This window comes from Pseudomonas sp. GL-R-19 (assembly GCF_019956375.1).
Lineage (GTDB): Bacteria > Pseudomonadota > Gammaproteobacteria > Pseudomonadales > Pseudomonadaceae > Aquipseudomonas.
In genome coordinates this window covers 1-16019 of record NZ_JAHBDJ010000012.1, presented here as the reverse complement: position 1 = coordinate 16019, position 16019 = coordinate 1, and the positions used below count along the sequence as shown (strand labels likewise).

Below are 16019 nucleotides of genomic sequence, written 5' to 3'. Positions count from 1 at the left end.
ATCAAAAACCAACAATTACACACCCTTCCAGTCGCTCTCAAAAACATTACGACAAGTACTTTGCATCAGACGCTTCTAGCTCTAGAACCAAACAGAGACTTACTTCCGCTTCAAAATAAACGCCCCATCACCTCCGGCTCCCAATTCATAATTACCAGTTCCCCGCTCACCTCGGCTTTGCCTTGTCGCTGGTTGGTAGAGCTGTAGCGAATGTCCAATGTCTCGAAATGGAACCCTTCAAACACCCGCCGAATGTCCGGGTGGTCGTTGATACTGACCATCACCCTGCCCTTGCAGCGGCGCATGAAGTCGGCCATGCGCTCGTAGTTCTCAAACGGAAAATCCACCCCATAACCGGCGCTCTGCCAGTAAGGCGGGTCCATGTAGTGAAAGGTGTGCGCCCGGTCGTAGCGTTCGGCGCATTCCAGCCAGGGCAGGTTTTCCACGTAGGTGCCGGACAGGCGCTGCCAGGCGGTTGAAAGGTTTTCCTCGATGCGCAGCAAGTTGATTGACGGGGTGGTGGTCGCGGTACCGAAGGTCTGCCCGGAGACCTTGCCGGCGAAGGCATGGTGCTGCAGGTAAAAGAATCGGGCGGCGCGCTGGATGTCGGTGAGGGTTTCCGGGCGGGTCATCTTCTGCCACTCGAACACCTGGCGCGAACTGAGCGCCCACTTGAACTGACGCACGAACTCTTCGAGGTGGTTTTGCACCACGCGATACAACGTCACCAGGTCACCGTTGATGTCGTTGAGCACTTCCACCGGCGCGGCCTGGGGTCGCATAAAGTACAACGCGGCGCCGCCGGCAAAGACTTCGACGTAGCATTCGTGGGGTGGAAAAAGCGGGATAAGACGATCGGCCAGGCGGCGTTTGCCGCCCATCCAAGGGATGATGGGTGAAGACATAGAGAGCAAGACCTTTACTGTATAAATAAACAGGTGCTAGGCTCACTGTGCTTTGTGCACAGAGCAGGAGCCTTGGCGGGACTTGCAGGGACATTCTGCGGGGACGGTGGCCAGGTTGGATGTTGACGCATCCAGACTGGCCGCTCCTTTTAATTCGGTGTTAAACCCTTTTTGACCCGGGGCGACTCACACGCCCGGACAATCAATCGGCCACTTCAAGCACGACTTTCTGCGGCTTGCCTGAGGCCTTGGCCTTGCCCTCCTTGCCGCCATTGCACTCCACCGACACCGTCCACCCGGACGGGGTGAAGGTGTGATCCACCGACTCCACCAAATATTCACCATCGAGTCCGCGCTTGAAGCCTTGCGCCTCAATCATTATTTCGGCAAACAGGTCGGTTCGCCCTGGCAGATCCAGACGCACCGAGGCCGTCGAGCGATTGAACGCGGCCAGGCGTGCCTTCGCCGCTTCATCGGCCGCCGTGCGGTCCGGGTAGAGATGGCGATCGGTGTGCACCGGTGGCAGGCCTTCGGGCACGTTGGGGTTGTCCAGGTGCGAAATCAGCAGTTCGCCGCTGGCGGAGTCCTGGTACTGGGTGCTGACCCCTTGATGTGCGCTGCGGTCGCTCAAACGAAACTGCCAGCGGGTCACGTCACTGCGTTGCAGGGTGATCACCGCCAAGGCCTTGCCACTGGCGCTCTGCCCGCCCTGTCGCGGCAAGACCAGCAGCTTGCCGTCGGCCACCTTGGCGGTGCAGTCGTGCTTCTTGGCCACCCGGGTGATGAAATTGAAGTCCGACTCATTGAGCTGATCCATGCGCGGCACCCGGGTATCAACCGAGCACGACGGCTGCCAGCCATTGCGCACCGCCACGTCGCCCACAATCTGCGCCAAGCTGACATCCTCCCAGCTGCCACTGCGCGTGGTCTTGCCGCTGCCGCGCATGTCGCTGGCCTTGCCGCTGATCACCAGGGTGTCCGGCGGGCCGGAGACGGCCACCTCATCCACGGTGTAGCGGCCCATGCGGGTCAGATCGGCCCCGGCATAACCAAGGTAGACCTCGATACTCGCGCCACGCACGGGCAGCAACACCGCGCCGTCACGGTCATCAATGCGCAGCTCAAACGAATCCGAGGCCATGCCGGGCCGATCGGATAGCTGCAGCGAAACCAACCGATCGTTGATCAAGGTGGTGATGTCGGCGCCATCGGCGACGATACGAAACAGCGGTTGCATAGTGGTATCCCAGTTAAGAAGAAGCCCGCACTCGGCGGGCTGGGTAGCGGGATCAATCCCACAGTGAAATCACGCTATCGGTCTCAACCACCAGATCCGGCAGCGTGATCAACACACCGGCCCGGAACGGCTGCGGCTCATCGGCCAAGCCCTGATTGGCCGCCAGCACCGCTTCGACGCTGCGGTTCAGGTGGCCGTAATAGTGGTGACACAGGGTGTCGAGCAGATCCCCGTCAGCTGTTCTGCAGGTCATCGCCATAGCGGACAAACTCCAATGAAAAGCCCTGCTTGCGCGGGATCGCCCCGGGCAGCAAGGCGCTTTGCTCTTCGTCAATATTGGTCAAACACCAGTTGCCCAACACCTCGCCATAACCGGTGGTCAAGTTCAGCGGCAGCAACTTGGCACCGATACTGCGCAGCGTATCCAGCTGCTTCAGCCCACCTTTGAAGCTCGGGTAGATCGCGCCCTTGATGGTGATTTTTTCCTCGCCCAGCCCCACCGCCTGTTGCGCCGGCCGCCGGGTCAGGCGTTCCTGCGCGGCCCAGCGAAACGACGTCTGCCGGCGCAGTTCGTCAAAGGCCGCCGTGTCCAGGTTGAAGTAGTACGGTCGCTCATTGGCTTTCAGCGGGTAGAGAATCAGCAGGTGCGGGAACGGCTTCACCGCGTCGGGAATCGGCGTCATGTCGCCGGCAAACCATTCCGTGGGCAGGATGTTGCCCAACGCAGCATTGGCCTTACCGGCCACCTTGCTGAACGCCGCGCCAAAGCGGCCGACCTGTTCGGTCAGGGCGGAAAAGTGCTCTTCAAACTGGGCCAGCGCACGCTGGGTCTGGTTGTAGTAACTGGCGACCTTGCCAATCTTGGCCTGCGCCGAGTTGATCGCATCCTGCAGACGCCGGGTCTTGTCACTGAGGTCTTCGCTGATAAAGGGCAGACCTTCCAGCGCATCGGCCGCCCCACTGATTTCATTGAGCGCGCCATTCATGGGCCCGGTCATCGACTCGAGGTCAGTGCGCCCGGCCTCCCCCGCGTCGACCATGTATTTCAGCCCGCCCTGCAGGTGCTGCAGGTAGGTCTTTTCATCCGCCATAACACTTCCTCAGCCCACGTGGGGCGCATCAAACAACTGGCGGTCGCGCGCTTCCCGGGCGAAGTCTTCAAACTGACGGCGCAGGTACGGCATCAATTCTTGGACCAACTGTGCCGGGTCTTTCACATCGCCGTGCACCTGAAACACCGGGGCCGGGGCGAAGGTGAATTGCTGATCGACCTTCGGCCATTCGGGTGTCTTTGTTGCGGTGCTCGACATCAATGCTGCCGCCGTGGCCGGCGCGGTGGGGGCGCTGTCCATCGAGCGCACGACCGCGCCAACCCCTTTGCCGGCGGGCATGGGAAAGAGGCCGAGCGGTGCTTTGGGTACGTTTGGCGTGTCCGGCCCGCCAAACAACGCCTTGCCCATGGTCGCGCCCACGTCGCCGCCGCCCCATGCCCCGAGCCAGGCACCGATCATTCCGCCCACTGCGGTGCCCAACAACGGTATAACCGAACCGATGGCGGCACCGGCGGCGGCGCCAGCCAATCCACCGGCAAACCCACCCGCCGCCTCGCCGTAGCCTTCGGCCTTTTCATCGCGCGTAGTGGCGTTCTGGTAAGTGTCCAACACCTGAACGCCGGCACCGAGCGCCGCCAGCGCCCCACCCACTTTCAAGAAGCGGCCGCCTCGGGACGCTCGGTTTGCGGGACTTTTTCCCTTTCGACCTGAATCGTGATCCACCCCTTGATCATCGCCGTCATTCGCGTTGGTCACGAACACCCGCTGCACGATGTTGGACCGGTCACCGGCCGAACCGCGCGCGATGTTCACCAGCCCCCGACCGATCTTCAACGCGGCCCAAGCCTTGCCCGCCAGCAAGGCTCCGGCACTCAACGCCGCCAGGCCCAGCACCACCTTGGGCGTCTCCTCGGACAAGGCGGTCAAGCCACGCGCTGCCGCGCCAATGCCGGTGGCCAGCGCATCCGTCGCCGGCCGCAGGGCATCCCCGATCGCACGCAGCGAATCGTTGAACGCCTGACCGGTTTCGGCCCAGCGTTGTGACGAGGCTTCGCGCCGCTCGCTCAGGTTTTTGTCGAGAATGTCCTTGCGCGGGCCATCGGGGTCCGAAGCGCCTTTTTTCAGCTCCGCGTAGAATTTTTTGTTCTGGGTGTACGCCATCAGCGCCGTCTTGACCTGCATGTCGGCAAACAGATCGCCAGTACGCAGGGTCGCGGCCAGGGCATCGGCCATCGCTTGTGCCTTGGCCGGGTCCGTCTCCTGGCTGATCTGGGTCAGCCCCTGATTCAGCTGCTTGGCCTTTTTCGGGTCGGTCTTTTCCACATACCGGCGGGCCAGTTCAAAACTGGCTTCAAAGGTCGACAGGCCCTTGGCGATGGCAGCGTTCATCGAGCCCTGATAGTCAATCCCGGCATCGGCATAACCTTTGACCGTCTCCCCCGAGCCGATTTTCGCGACCCAGTTTTTCAGGTTGTTCGCCGCCTCATCGGCGCTGCCGGCGCTCTTGATCTGCACCTGCAACATGGCGCCCAGTTGGGTCACCGCCTCCTGACCGGTGATGCCGCTGCTGGCCATCTGCGCCAACAGTTCCGGAAACCACTTGGCCATGTCGGCCGCCTCGAAGCTGCCTTGCTGGCCCAGCAGGGCAACCGACGCCAGTGCCTGTTCCATTTTCTTCGGGTCGGTGATCTTGGCGTTGTTCTGCATCGCCAGAATCATCCTCGCCGTGTCGGTACCCGACGCGCCCTGCCCGACAGCAAACTTGGCGGCCACCGGGGCGTACTTCAGCGCTTCGGTCAGATCCATGCCGCCACCGACCAGCTGGTTCACCAGGTCCGCCACTTGGGTGTTGGCCATGCCGGTGTCTTTTGAGGTCTGAACGATGTCGCGGGCGGTGTCTACTTCCTGCTGGGTGTTGGCGGTACCGGACTTGATCGCGATGTCCCGGATGATCGCCTGAAAATCCGCGCTGACTTTGGTCGGTACCGCGGCCAGCGTGGTACCGGCCACCGCCGTACCGAATCCGCTACGCAGGCTCTCCCGTCCCTCTTCGATCTGCCCCATGCCTTTGGTTTTGAACTCGGCACTGCGCACCACCTTGCCCAGCGCCAGATACTCCTGACGCAGGCGCCCGACTTCGACACCCTGCTTGCGCAGGCTGTTGGTGTTGGTTTCCAGTTTGCGCAGCAAGGCGTCGGCATTGGCCGCCCCGCTGTCGTGGGCTTTTTTCCATTCATCGCGCAGACGCATGGTCTCGCCGATGACTTTCTGCAAGCCCTTGGCGCGGGTGGTTTGCGCCTCAAGCTTTTTCATTTCGCCGCTGACGTTCTTGAAGGCGGCGCCCAGGGATGAATCCACGGCGCCGCCAATCACCAGCCCGAGCGAGAGTTTATTCGCCATGCAGGGTACCTGTATGCAAAGGGGATGGGCTCAGTCCGTGAGCCACCAGACCATCTCGGAAAACGACAGCCCCTGAATCTCGGCCGCCGAAAAATTCAGCTCGACGGCCAAGCGTTTGGCCAGGGCCTTTTGCAGCCGGGGGTTAAACCCCGTCGTCTGCTCCCAGACGAAAATAAGCGGTCTGCAGACGACGGTAATCGCGCATCAGCAGCCCCTCCAGATCGCCGCGGCCGATGCTCGCCAGGCTGCAAAACAAGACCATCTCCTGCTCTTCTTCGTTGCTACCGCCCTGCAAGGTGGCAGCGCGCATTTCGCGCACCGTCGGTTCGCGCAGGGTCAGTTTGTCGACCTGAATGCCGTTGGCCTGGCTCGGCCGAGACAGGGCCACGGTGGCAATGCCATCGCCCAGTTGCAGCCACTTGGGCAGGACGTTGTCTTTTGCGTTACTCATGGTGTTGCTCCTTACATACCCAGGGCAGACCGCACAGCGGCCAATTGGTCGACGCCGTCAATGACGCGGATCGAGTTGAGGGGATCGAGTTCAAACATCACGCTGCCGTCGATTTCCAGCTTGTAATAGGTCACCGCGACGGCGTACTTGAACTCGCCTTTTTCACCCGGTTTCCAGTCCCCCGGATCGACTTCCTTGAGGCTGCCACGCAGGGTGGCGACCACCGACTTGACCGAACCTTTCTGGCCTTTGAAGGCGCCTCGGAACGAGGCGTTGAACGCGGTCAGGTCGGCCTGGCCGAAGAACTTCAGCACCTCGCGGCGCACGCCGTTGGTGATGAAGCTGGCTTCGAGCTTTTCGGTGCCCATGTCGATCTCGACCGGCGCGTCCATGCCGCCGGCGCGGTACTCGTCGGTCTTGAGGGTCAACTTGGGCAAGGTCAAGCTCGGCACGTCGCCTTGCAGGCTGATGCCGTCGACAAACAGGTTGGTGTTGTAGAGCACTTCCGGAATCATAAAGCGGCCTCCTTAGGCAGCGGTGTCCAGCACTTCAGTGATCCACTGATCGGTCACCTCCACGCGAAAGTTCGGGTTTTCGGCCGGCGGTACGTCGGTGAACCGAATGTTCCAGTACACCTTGCCGTCGCTGAGTTCGCTGGAGGTGTTCAGCTCTTCGTCGGCATAGACCTCAAAGTTGATGATCGCGCCCTGATTTTTCAGGTCGCGCATGAACGCCTGCAGGCCTTCGGTCACATCCTTGACGTAGGTCGCGGTGATCGAGCGGTCGACGGCCCATTTGTGCGCGTAGAGGATGGCGTCCATGACGATATCCAGCGTGCGCACGCGGGTGACGAACTTCCATTTCGGGTCACTGGACAGTGTGCGGTTGCCCCACAGGCGGTAACCGTCATCGCGGATGATCGTGGTGATGTTCGCGTTGTTCAGCACGTTGGCCCGGCAGGACGCATCGCCATCGAGAAACTCGATCGGGCGCGTGGTGCCGGTGATGCCAACAAACTCCTTGTTCGACGGCGAGGCCCAGAACCCGTAAGTGGCATCGGTCCAGGCAAACAGGCCGGCGGTCCAGGCCGATGCTGGTGCGTTGACGGTAGCGCTGGTTCCGGTGTCCCAGAACTGCACGCCGGGATCGACCATGTAGGCGTGTTTGCTGCCGAAGTTTTCGGCATAAGCAATCGCGGCTTCGTCGGTGGTGTTCGGCCCGTCGAGGATGGCCATCGCCCGCATCTTGTCGCCCAGTGCGACCAGCTCGGTGGCGACCGCCAGCGTCGCCGAGTACCCCGGAGTCACCAACAACCGTGGCTGCGCGTTGAACTTGCTTTTACCGTTGAGCAACGCCTGCATGCCGGTACGGCTGCCGTCGGCCCAAACCCCGCCGATGATCGCGGACAGCTGCTCGGCCGGGTCTTCCAGCAGCGGCACGCCGACGGCGACAATCACCGCCTTGGACCGTTTGAAAATGGCTTTGCAGTCCTGGGTGATCGCGGCGTCCGGCCCCCAAGCGGCGACCGCTTCGCTTTCGCGGGTGATCAGCAGCAATTCGTTGGCCGCTGCGGTGGCCGGCGGCGCCACGGTAAAGGTGTTGCACAGGCCGATGATCGACGCGGACGGGGTGGCGATATGCCGGGCGCCGGTGTCCACCAAGGTCACGGTGACGCCGTGGAAAAAACTCATAGAGTGATGCTCCAGAAACGAAAAAGCCCCGCATAAGCGAGGCCGTGGGGATGTGCGGTGATGTGCAGCATGGAAAAGAAAACGCCCCGGCAATGCGGGGCGTCAGGACGCGGTATTGGTCGATCCGTCCGGCTTTAGCGGCCGTTTATCACTGACCGGAAAGTCCGACGATCCAGGCCAGGCCCGCAGCTCATTGCGATAGGTGCGCCAAGCCAGCTCCGTGTTGAGCGCGGCTGGGTCAGCATCCAGATGCTTGTCGATCTCTCTGCCCGCCCAATGCAGTTCATTTTCGATCCATGACTGTTCTCGCTGGCTTTGAATCGCCAGATCGCGCGCGGCATCCAGTACCCAAACAAGACCATTCCAGACATAGGCCGCACTCGGTCGCGGCATAGTCGTCAGCTCGGCCGGTAACTCACCCGGCATCGAATGCGTCACCTCGGCACCATCGGTGGTGCGGTAAGCCACGCCTCGGTAGTCGGGCACGACACCCCATGCATCCTGCTGCCTAACGACCACCTGTTGTTCCGGAGCTTGTGGTGGTTCATCCAGCGTTGCGCCAGCCGGTAGACCGCAGCCACGGCTCACATAGATTTCGTTCTTTCCGAGGTATTCACCAGTGGTTTCACTGAACGTGTAAACGTCGATCCACCCACTCTCATCAAAAAAACCATTCACTAAAGTCGTCATCAATACATCCTGCAGATGTAGTTGTACGCCACGTTGCGCATACGGGTTTCCGTACTCACACGGGCGACCGCCGATGGATTGAAAGTTACAGACATGTTGCCCGTTGTACTGACTCGTGGTGCAGCCGGTATATCACCCGTCATGTAACCAGTAGCCGTAAATACGCCGGTCGCGGTATTCACCAGCAACATCGAATCATCGTCCTGTAGCCTGAGTTCACCCGTCATGTTTTGTAGCGTGTCGAGTTGAAGGCTCAACACGGCGCGCCCAGAGTCGGGGTCAATTCCGCGCCCGCCATCCAAACCACGAATCGACTCGGCGCGCATGTCTGGGAGGAAGCCGCTGGGATACACCGCTGCCAATGCCGGGTACCACTCGACATTGAATGGCTGGCCCCCCATCAAAACGCATTTCTCGGGTGGCGTAGCGGTTGGCCATGGAAACGGCACCCCGACGGGAAGCGAAAATATGGAAGCAGGATCAAAATTGCTTTCGGTCCAGATCCCCCCGAAATCCTGCGCATCAACCTGTATTTTTATTTTGCCCGAGGCGTTTTCATAGCCAATGTAGATTTTGTTGGTGTCCTGACCCGCCCCCCCGCCTTGCTGCACGGGAGTGAAACCCAGTGCCGCCTGGTATGCAGCAGGGTCAAAGTTACTAGTGTCCCAACCCGTTACCCACTCACTGAATACGAATCCCTCTGGGGTCCGAACACCGCCACGAGTAAGAGTTGTACCGGTGTTATAGCCGATGATTTGTTGCCAGAGGGTGTCTTGACTGACCGTAACCAGCATGGGGGAGAATTGACCGCCCTCTGGAACGTTCGGGCCGGGGTTCACTCGGTAAATACCCACGGTGGTGACTGTGTTTAGATCGGTGCCGTCGGGAAGGACAATCCCCCCGTGACCGATGCCATAAGCACCCGTGAGCAGTACACGGCCTGGCGTGTCATCTTGGGGGTAGATTTGTTTGACCAGATTAGTTGAGTCCCAGATGCTTTCCCATTCGCCCCAAACACCGGCAGTCAAGGCCCGGCGGTGTAGGGTGTGGTCGGCATTCCCATAAATCTCCTGGAAGGCGTATTGACCTGGTGTAATCGCCGAGACGCGAACCCAACCCTCATAGATCCCGCCACCTGGCCCTCCTATGCCATTGCTGATGAAATAGAGGGCCGTCTCCGCGTTCAAGCCACCGATGTCAACATCACTGACCGCATAGGCGGGCCCACCCCAGCCGAACGCTCCGACCTTCATCAGCGCATCAGGCGTTTCATCGTGCAGATCGACCTGCACAGCAGCGGTCGCGGCGGTGCCCAGCCCGAGGTTATTCCGAGCCTCGCTCGCATCCGCCAGATCGGCCAGGTTCTCACTGACCGCCAGGGCATCGGTAATGCCGTAGCCGTCCAGGGTGGTCGGGTTGGTGCCGGCGATCACACGCCCGAGGGCATCGACGGTGACACTGCGAAACGTGCCCACACCGGCCCCGTTGCCGCCCGCGATCATTTCGAACTGTAAACCGGTGGTGCCCAGGGTGATCGGCGCGTCGGTGACCAACTGCCAGAGGCTGTCGCCGTTGGTCGTGCCCTGCTCGACGTGGATAAACAACCCCGGTGTCACTTCCAGGCTGTTGTCGGCATCGGCGGCCCGCGTCCAGCCTTCGGCGCTGACAACATAGAGACCGTTGTCCTGGACCTCTGCCTGGGCGGTCACCAGCACCCGGTCACCAACGACCACGGCCACGTCATCGATGGTCTGCACATTGCTCAGGGTGATGGGACCCGTGGCCGCCACCCGCGCTGACTGTTTGTGATCCAGCTTGGCCAGCGCCTCACTGATCGCCAGGTCGACATATTCACGCGTGGCCAGCACCACGGCCGGGTCGATCTTCAGCACGATGTTCGCCGAGCTGCTGACGATGAAGTTCATCCGCACGACCTGGGTTTTGCCACTGCCCTGGTCCAACAACGGTTTATAGCTCGGCGCGCAGTTGGCCACCGCCACCAGGTCGCCGTCGACATCGTACAGACCGATCTCGCGAACCCACTCACCGCCCACTTCCGGCGGAATGATCTGCTCAGTGATCACCGTGTTGGGATTGGCCGGATCGACCCGGATCTGGTTGATCGGCGCCCGGCGCCATTCATTGATTAATTGCGTTTGCAGGCGGTCGGGAATCGGGTCGGTGCCATTGGCATCACCCAGGCCCATCTCGCTAAACATCCAGTCCAGGCCCATGGCGATGGCATTGGCGTGTTTGGCTTCACCGACCGCGGTGAGAATGGCAAAAAACTGACTGGTTTTATCAATCATAGGGATAAACGTCCAAAGTATCGGTTTCATCGACGCAGAGCGCCGGGCCAAAAGTGCCGGTCACGTCGATGTCTTTCGGGGCCGGCGGGTACACGTCGATCTCTTCACCTTCTTGCACGCACACGGCAATGCCCAGCACGCCCTCGGTCTGCAGACTGAGCGCCAGGTTGGTCATGTGCCGGCTGACCGGACGGGCGTCGTCGATCAACCACGCCAATTCCTCGTACAGTTCCTCGGTGATGCCGGCGTCATTCAGCCCAACCTCCAGAGCGAACGTACCGGGCACGCCTTCCGGCACGGTGTCGAACCATTCCACGACATCGATCAGGTAGCCCAAAGGCTCGACCACCCGACGCAACGCACCGATGGTGCCTTTGCGTGCATGCACGTCGTACGCCGAACGGATCGCCGTGCGCTTGGCTTCCTGTGTCCAGTTGTTGTTCCAGCGGTCCACCGACCAGGCCGACGCCAGATACGGCAACAGGTGTTCCGGGCAGGTGTCGGCGTTGTACAAACTGCGCAGCGGGATCAGCGTGTTTTCGTAATTGGCCGCTTCCACGGCCAGCTCCAGCGGCGTGCTGTTAAGCGGTAACTGAGTGCTCATGTCAGGCCCCCAGCGTCACGCTGTAGCCCGTGCAATACGCCGCCTCGGCCTTGCTCGGCTTGAGATCGGTCCAGCCCAGCAGCTCAACCCGGGCGATGCCGGGAACGTGCAACTGTGCATCGATCCCTGAGCGCGCCACTTCCAGACCCAGGCGGCGGCGTGGGTTGATCCACTCGCTCAGGCGTTTCTCACTTTCCGCCAGGTAGGCCTCGTTCTCCGGACCCGGTGCCTGCGGGTACAGCACCGCTTCAATGCGGTAGTCGATGACCACGGCACTCTGCACCGTGAGGCGGTCGGCCACCGGCCGCACGTCCTCGTCATTCAGGTGCAGGCAGACCTGCTCCAGCAGTTCCGGCGAGGCCGCGCCACTGCCTTCGAGGCTAAGCACGGTGACCACCACCACGGCGGGTGACGGGCTTTCCGCCGTGGCATCGGCCACCAGGCCCGAGGCGTTGCGCGCGTGCAGGATGTAGCTGTTACGCGGTCCCGCCGTGGTCAGCCCCTCATACGACAGCTGCACTCGCTCGCGCAGGGCATCGTCCTCCTCGAGCACCTGTGGCGTCGGCGGCACCGTGCTCGGATCTCCCGCCTGAATTACCAAGCGTTGCAGGTTGACGTTGGCGGCCAGGTGATCGAGGTCGGCACGCTCAGCATGGGCCAACAACAAGGCCTTGCCCGCATCGTTGACCCGCGCCCGGTTCTGCAAGGCGCCATACGCGGCCTGCTCGATCAACTTGAGTACCGGGTCACTTTCCAGCTCCGCACTCCAGTTGTCGCCCATGCTCAGGCGGAAGGCTTCCAGTTTCTCCTGGTAAACCTCCTCAAAGTCGAGGTCCTCCAGCACTTGCGGTGGCGGCAGGGCCGCCAGTTCCATGGTCATGCGGACACCTCCAAAGTCACGTCGCTACCCAAGTACTGCCCGGTCAGCTCAAAGGTGATACGTCCGTCGAGGATGGCCACGGCGCGCACCCGGCCCAGCTTCAGGCGTGGCTCCCAACGCCCGAGCGTGCTGGCCACTTCCGCCTGCACGGCACTTTTCCAGCCGTCATTGATCGGCAGGTCGACAAAGCGCCGCAGCTTGCTGCCGTACTCCGGGCGCATGCGCCGGCTGCCCACCGGCGTGGACAAGATGTCCTCGATGGACTGGCGCAGGTGGTCGAGGCCAGAAATGAGTTGGCCGGTGCGGCGGTCCAGTCCGATCATCCCGATCATGGGATCAGCCCTCGACCGCGACAAAATCCTTACGGCCATGCAAATACTCGAGCGCGACCGTGTCATCCGACGCCACCGCGACCTGGCCTTTTTCGACTTTTAAGGTGCGCTCGGCGTCCAGCAGGACCAGCACCCGCGAGGTGTACAACGTGTCGCGAAAGAAGCTCAGCGTGGCCGACGCGGGCGCTTCGGTGGCGGCCGAGACTTCCTTGGTTTTACTCGTCATGGTTTTTCTCCAGACATGAAAAAGCCCGCGCGCAGCGGGCTGAAGGTGAATGTTCACTCAATGCGAGTGGTTGCTGCTGTTGCCCCCGGCATCCATGATCGTGCCGGCGCCGCTGATGTCGCCGGACACACTCAACGCACCGTCGATGCTCACCTCACCCACCAGGGTGATCTGGCTGGCCGTCACCCGGATTTGTTCTGGCGTCACGTCAAGCTGCGAGCCACCGACCGTGATGGTTGCGCGGCTGCCGTCGGGTAACGCGATGCTGTAGCTGCCGGCTCGCCAGTCGTAGACCAGCGAGCCGCCATCATCGAAGTACCAAGCCTCGACGTGATCGCGGTTGTCCGGCGGGGCCCCGGCGTTGCCATACAGCCCCGGGATAAAGGTGCCCATGGCCGGATCACCGCTCGGGCTGAACAGCGCGCCCTGCTCATTCAGACTTGGCGCGCGCCAATGACGGGCCTTGCCTGCCGCCAGGCTGTGCCAGCGCACCCAGGCACTGACCCAAGTACCGGCCTTGACCCGTACCCGACCGGCCATCAGATCGACGCCGACCACCACGCAGGGCATCAGCATCGCCGCGATCATCCGATCGTGTTCGGCGCTGGCGTATCCCATGCCAGATCCTCCGGCTGAAAGTAGTGATCTTCATTGCCGGTACCGGTGCAGCCGTCGACGTTTAGGTACAGGGAACCCGGCGGCTCAACTGGCCATAACCATTCGGTTTCACCGATCTGGAACACCTGTTTCCACTCCACGATCCACACCACAAACTGCGCCAGCTCGGGCATCGAGTCGTCGGGGAATGCACGTACGTCCTGCACCTCTTCGACAAAGTCCAGGCCCCAATATTGCCCGCGCAAGATCTTGCTGATCTCGGTGGCCAGAATGGCGGCCTGCAAGGACGCTTTGCTGATGGTGGAATCGACCATGATGCACACCTGAAAGCGGCCGCTCAGGGAGGTTTTGCCGCTGCCGTTGTCGGGTGCTTCGCCGATTTCCGTCAGAGCGAACAACACCGCCGGCAGACCGACTTCAGCGTTCAACTCGGGAAACGCCTCGACGCTCACCACGGACGGCAAGCCGGCGCGGAACGTCGCCTCGATCGCATTGTGTAAGGTCGTCAGCTCATCCATTGTTCAAACTCAAAATGAAGGTGACCATGCCGGCACCGTCCGGCTCGCGCTTGCTGACCTTGTAGCGACCGCCGCCCTGCTCCGCCGGTAGATCGATGGTAAGAAAGGTGTCTTTCTCGATGCCCATTGCCTCCACCACGCGAGCCGTGAAGGTCGGCGCCAGAACGTTATCCGTCACGATGGCATTGCCCAGACGCACGCTCTTCGATTTGCCGCCGACATCCGCACCGACAAAGGGCGAGAAGAACGCACCGTACAGCGCTAGGCCGTTCGGCTTGATGGCGCGATCGCCGAGGCGATCGACCAGCACGGCATCCATCCGGGCCGTGACGTCACGAAAGCGGCCCAGCGTGGTCACTGGATCAACAACGCTTCGGCAATACCGCCGACCGGAGCGCTCATCAGCTTGCCGAACGGCACCAAATCACCGATGGCCGTGAGCGGATCAACCAGGACGCCGGCTTGCAGGGCCACCTTTTGCCCCTGTAGTAGCGCCGCATCGGCGTGCAGGCGCCAAACGCCGTCGAGATGGCCGACCAGGACATCACCCGCCGCGCCACTAGCGATCGGGATGACCACCGTATCCACCAGCACCAACGGCACCCCCGCCGTCGCGCCACCGTCTGGAGCCACAAAAGTCAGCGTGCTGCCGGGACCCGAATAATTCTTGGACATACGTATTTCTCCTGATCAGAAAAAACAAACCCCGCACGCGGCGGGGTATTGAGGGAAATCACTACCGTCAGCGGGCTTTTGTTGCTACCGCACCGATCGACTTGTTCAGACCACGATAATCCAGCGCAGCGACGCCGGCATCGATCCGCACCTTGCTCGTCACGCCATCGATGGTGAATCCCTGTTGCTGCTCCATGTAGGGCTGCTCTACGCCGTCCAGATAAGCGACTTCGATGGTGTCGGCGCCTTGGCGAGCGGCTTCATACCAGGTGATCGGCGAATCATCGTCCAGGCGTGGCTCGGCGATCACCGTGGCAAAATTGCGGATCGGGTTATCGATGCCGGCATTGGTATCGACGCCGGGCACCGAGGCCGAGCGAATCAGTTGATTGGTCTTGTCTTCCAGCGCCACCGGGACCAGGACAAACGCCGGGCGAATGTTCAAGGTGCGAGGCTTGCCGCCCTCGACCTCGGTTTTCTGCAAGGCCATGGCGGTCTTGGCCTTGCTCAGCGCTTCAATCGACATATTGGCGCCGGTACCGGAAAACAGGTTATTGCGCGAGGCATCGAACAGTTCTTTACCGTCGCTCATCACCGGCGAATGGATCAGCGTGTCATAGACCAGATCGCCGATGGTGCCGCGTGCGGCCAGGCCCATGTTGTAAGGCACGGTGCTCAGTTGGTCGAGGTCATCGTTGATGATCGCCTGACGGGTGATGCTGAACATCTCACCGTAGGTGGCCAAGCGGATTTTTTCGCCACGGTCATTGGTGGTGATGTACTTGTACTCAGCCCCTGGGCGAACTTCACGCAGGCTCGGGAACGCCCCCATGCCGACCCGAGACGCCACCTTAAAGTCACTCAAGCGGCCCTTTTTGGTCCACAGGTGATAGGTCTCCGGCGCCTCGTCCCAGCCGAGCAGGACCGACTTGGCGGCGCTGTCCACCAAGATGTTGCCGAAGTCACTGGAGTCATGGGTGAACGCCAAGCCGACCATGGCCATCGGATCAAGAGTAGCCACCAGGATGCCGCGATCATGCAGCGAGGCGCGGGCCAGCTCGCGCAAGCTCATGTGGTTATAGGCGTTGTCTTTCTGATTTTCCGCCTGACCCAAACGACCCGCCAGCGAGGCGCGCACCGAATCGCCGACCAGGTTGCCGTTGCCGATGTGGCCATGGTGGCTAGGTCCACCCGTGGGGGTGGTGGTCGAACCCAGCGCAACCAGCAGTTTTTCCCGCGCCATCTCGGCCGTACAGCTCAGGTCATTGAGGCAGGTGTTGAGCAGCTCGGTGTGGCTGGTGACCAGCGAGCCACAGAACGCGGCATTGATCGCCGTACGGCGAGCACCATCCGCCGCCAAGACCTGGGCGCGCATCTGATCCAAGGTCAGCGCGACCGGCGCCGGATCGACCGCCGGGGCTGGGGCTGGGG

Annotated in this window: 19 protein-coding genes; all 19 read right to left on the bottom strand. The window is 61.6% G+C overall.

Going from position 1 to position 16019, the window contains the following annotated elements:
• Window positions 1–110 precede the first annotated feature (110 nt).
• Window positions 111–905, bottom strand: coding sequence for a DNA adenine methylase (locus tag KGA83_RS07845; protein WP_223529394.1), 795 nt, complete (start codon window positions 903–905; stop codon window positions 111–113).
• A 202-nt stretch (window positions 906–1107) separates the two neighbouring features.
• Window positions 1108–2142 (bottom strand): phage late control D family protein, encoded by a 1035-nt coding sequence (locus tag KGA83_RS07840; protein ID WP_223529393.1) that lies wholly within the window; start codon window positions 2140–2142, stop codon window positions 1108–1110.
• Window positions 2143–2194: 52 nt separating this feature from the next.
• Entirely contained in the window at window positions 2195–2401 is a 207-nt protein-coding gene (locus KGA83_RS07835; RefSeq protein WP_057716592.1) for a tail protein X, read from the bottom strand.
• On the bottom strand, window positions 2376–3233 hold the full coding sequence (locus KGA83_RS07830) for a phage tail protein (RefSeq protein ID WP_223529391.1): 858 nt from the start codon (window positions 3231–3233) through the stop codon (window positions 2376–2378). Before KGA83_RS07830 ends, KGA83_RS07835 begins: the two co-directional genes overlap by 26 nt.
• Window positions 3234–3242: 9 nt before the next feature.
• Complete coding sequence (locus KGA83_RS07825; RefSeq protein WP_223529389.1) at window positions 3243–5594, bottom strand: phage tail tape measure protein; 2352 nt, start codon at window positions 5592–5594, stop codon at window positions 3243–3245.
• Window positions 5595–5736: 142 nt separating this feature from the next.
• The gene (locus tag KGA83_RS07820) at window positions 5737–6045 is read right to left on the bottom strand and encodes a phage tail assembly protein (protein ID WP_223529387.1); all 309 of its coding nucleotides are present in this window, start codon (window positions 6043–6045) and stop codon (window positions 5737–5739) included.
• A gap of 11 nt (window positions 6046–6056) precedes the next feature.
• Entirely contained in the window at window positions 6057–6560 is a 504-nt protein-coding gene (locus tag KGA83_RS07815; RefSeq protein WP_108217350.1) for a phage major tail tube protein, read from the bottom strand.
• A gap of 12 nt (window positions 6561–6572) precedes the next feature.
• Window positions 6573–7736 (bottom strand): phage tail sheath family protein, encoded by a 1164-nt coding sequence (locus tag KGA83_RS07810; RefSeq protein ID WP_223529385.1) that lies wholly within the window; start codon window positions 7734–7736, stop codon window positions 6573–6575.
• 102 nt (window positions 7737–7838) lie between these two features.
• On the bottom strand, window positions 7839–8426 hold the full coding sequence (locus KGA83_RS07805; protein WP_223529383.1) for a hypothetical protein: 588 nt from the start codon (window positions 8424–8426) through the stop codon (window positions 7839–7841).
• Window positions 8426–10735: a phage tail protein gene (locus tag KGA83_RS07800; protein ID WP_223529381.1), complete on the bottom strand. Its 2310-nt coding sequence runs from the start codon at window positions 10733–10735 to the stop codon at window positions 8426–8428. The genes KGA83_RS07805 and KGA83_RS07800 overlap by 1 nt, the downstream gene beginning before the upstream one ends.
• Entirely contained in the window at window positions 10728–11339 is a 612-nt protein-coding gene (locus KGA83_RS07795) for a phage tail protein I (RefSeq protein ID WP_154859743.1), read from the bottom strand. Before KGA83_RS07795 ends, KGA83_RS07800 begins: the two co-directional genes overlap by 8 nt.
• A gap of 1 nt (window position 11340) precedes the next feature.
• The gene (locus tag KGA83_RS07790) at window positions 11341–12219 is read right to left on the bottom strand and encodes a baseplate J/gp47 family protein (protein ID WP_223529379.1); all 879 of its coding nucleotides are present in this window, start codon (window positions 12217–12219) and stop codon (window positions 11341–11343) included.
• Window positions 12216–12542: a GPW/gp25 family protein gene (locus tag KGA83_RS07785; RefSeq protein ID WP_223529378.1), complete on the bottom strand. Its 327-nt coding sequence runs from the start codon at window positions 12540–12542 to the stop codon at window positions 12216–12218. Before KGA83_RS07785 ends, KGA83_RS07790 begins: the two co-directional genes overlap by 4 nt.
• A 13-nt stretch (window positions 12543–12555) precedes the next feature.
• Window positions 12556–12777 carry a hypothetical protein gene (locus KGA83_RS07780; RefSeq protein WP_223529377.1) on the bottom strand — a complete coding sequence of 74 codons (222 nt, stop codon included), beginning with the start codon at window positions 12775–12777 and terminating at the stop codon, window positions 12556–12558.
• Between the two features lie 57 nt (window positions 12778–12834).
• Entirely contained in the window at window positions 12835–13395 is a 561-nt protein-coding gene (locus KGA83_RS07775; RefSeq protein ID WP_223529375.1) for a phage baseplate assembly protein V, read from the bottom strand.
• On the bottom strand, window positions 13362–13913 hold the full coding sequence (locus tag KGA83_RS07770; RefSeq protein WP_223529373.1) for a hypothetical protein: 552 nt from the start codon (window positions 13911–13913) through the stop codon (window positions 13362–13364). Before KGA83_RS07770 ends, KGA83_RS07775 begins: the two co-directional genes overlap by 34 nt.
• The gene (locus tag KGA83_RS07765) at window positions 13906–14271 is read right to left on the bottom strand and encodes a hypothetical protein (protein WP_223529370.1); all 366 of its coding nucleotides are present in this window, start codon (window positions 14269–14271) and stop codon (window positions 13906–13908) included. Before KGA83_RS07765 ends, KGA83_RS07770 begins: the two co-directional genes overlap by 8 nt.
• Window positions 14268–14588 (bottom strand): capsid cement protein, encoded by a 321-nt coding sequence (locus KGA83_RS07760; protein ID WP_223529367.1) that lies wholly within the window; start codon window positions 14586–14588, stop codon window positions 14268–14270. Before KGA83_RS07760 ends, KGA83_RS07765 begins: the two co-directional genes overlap by 4 nt.
• A gap of 67 nt (window positions 14589–14655) precedes the next feature.
• The coding region (locus KGA83_RS07755; RefSeq protein WP_411741903.1) for a ClpP-like prohead protease/major capsid protein fusion protein at window positions 14656–16019 on the bottom strand (1364 nt) is incomplete at its 5' end.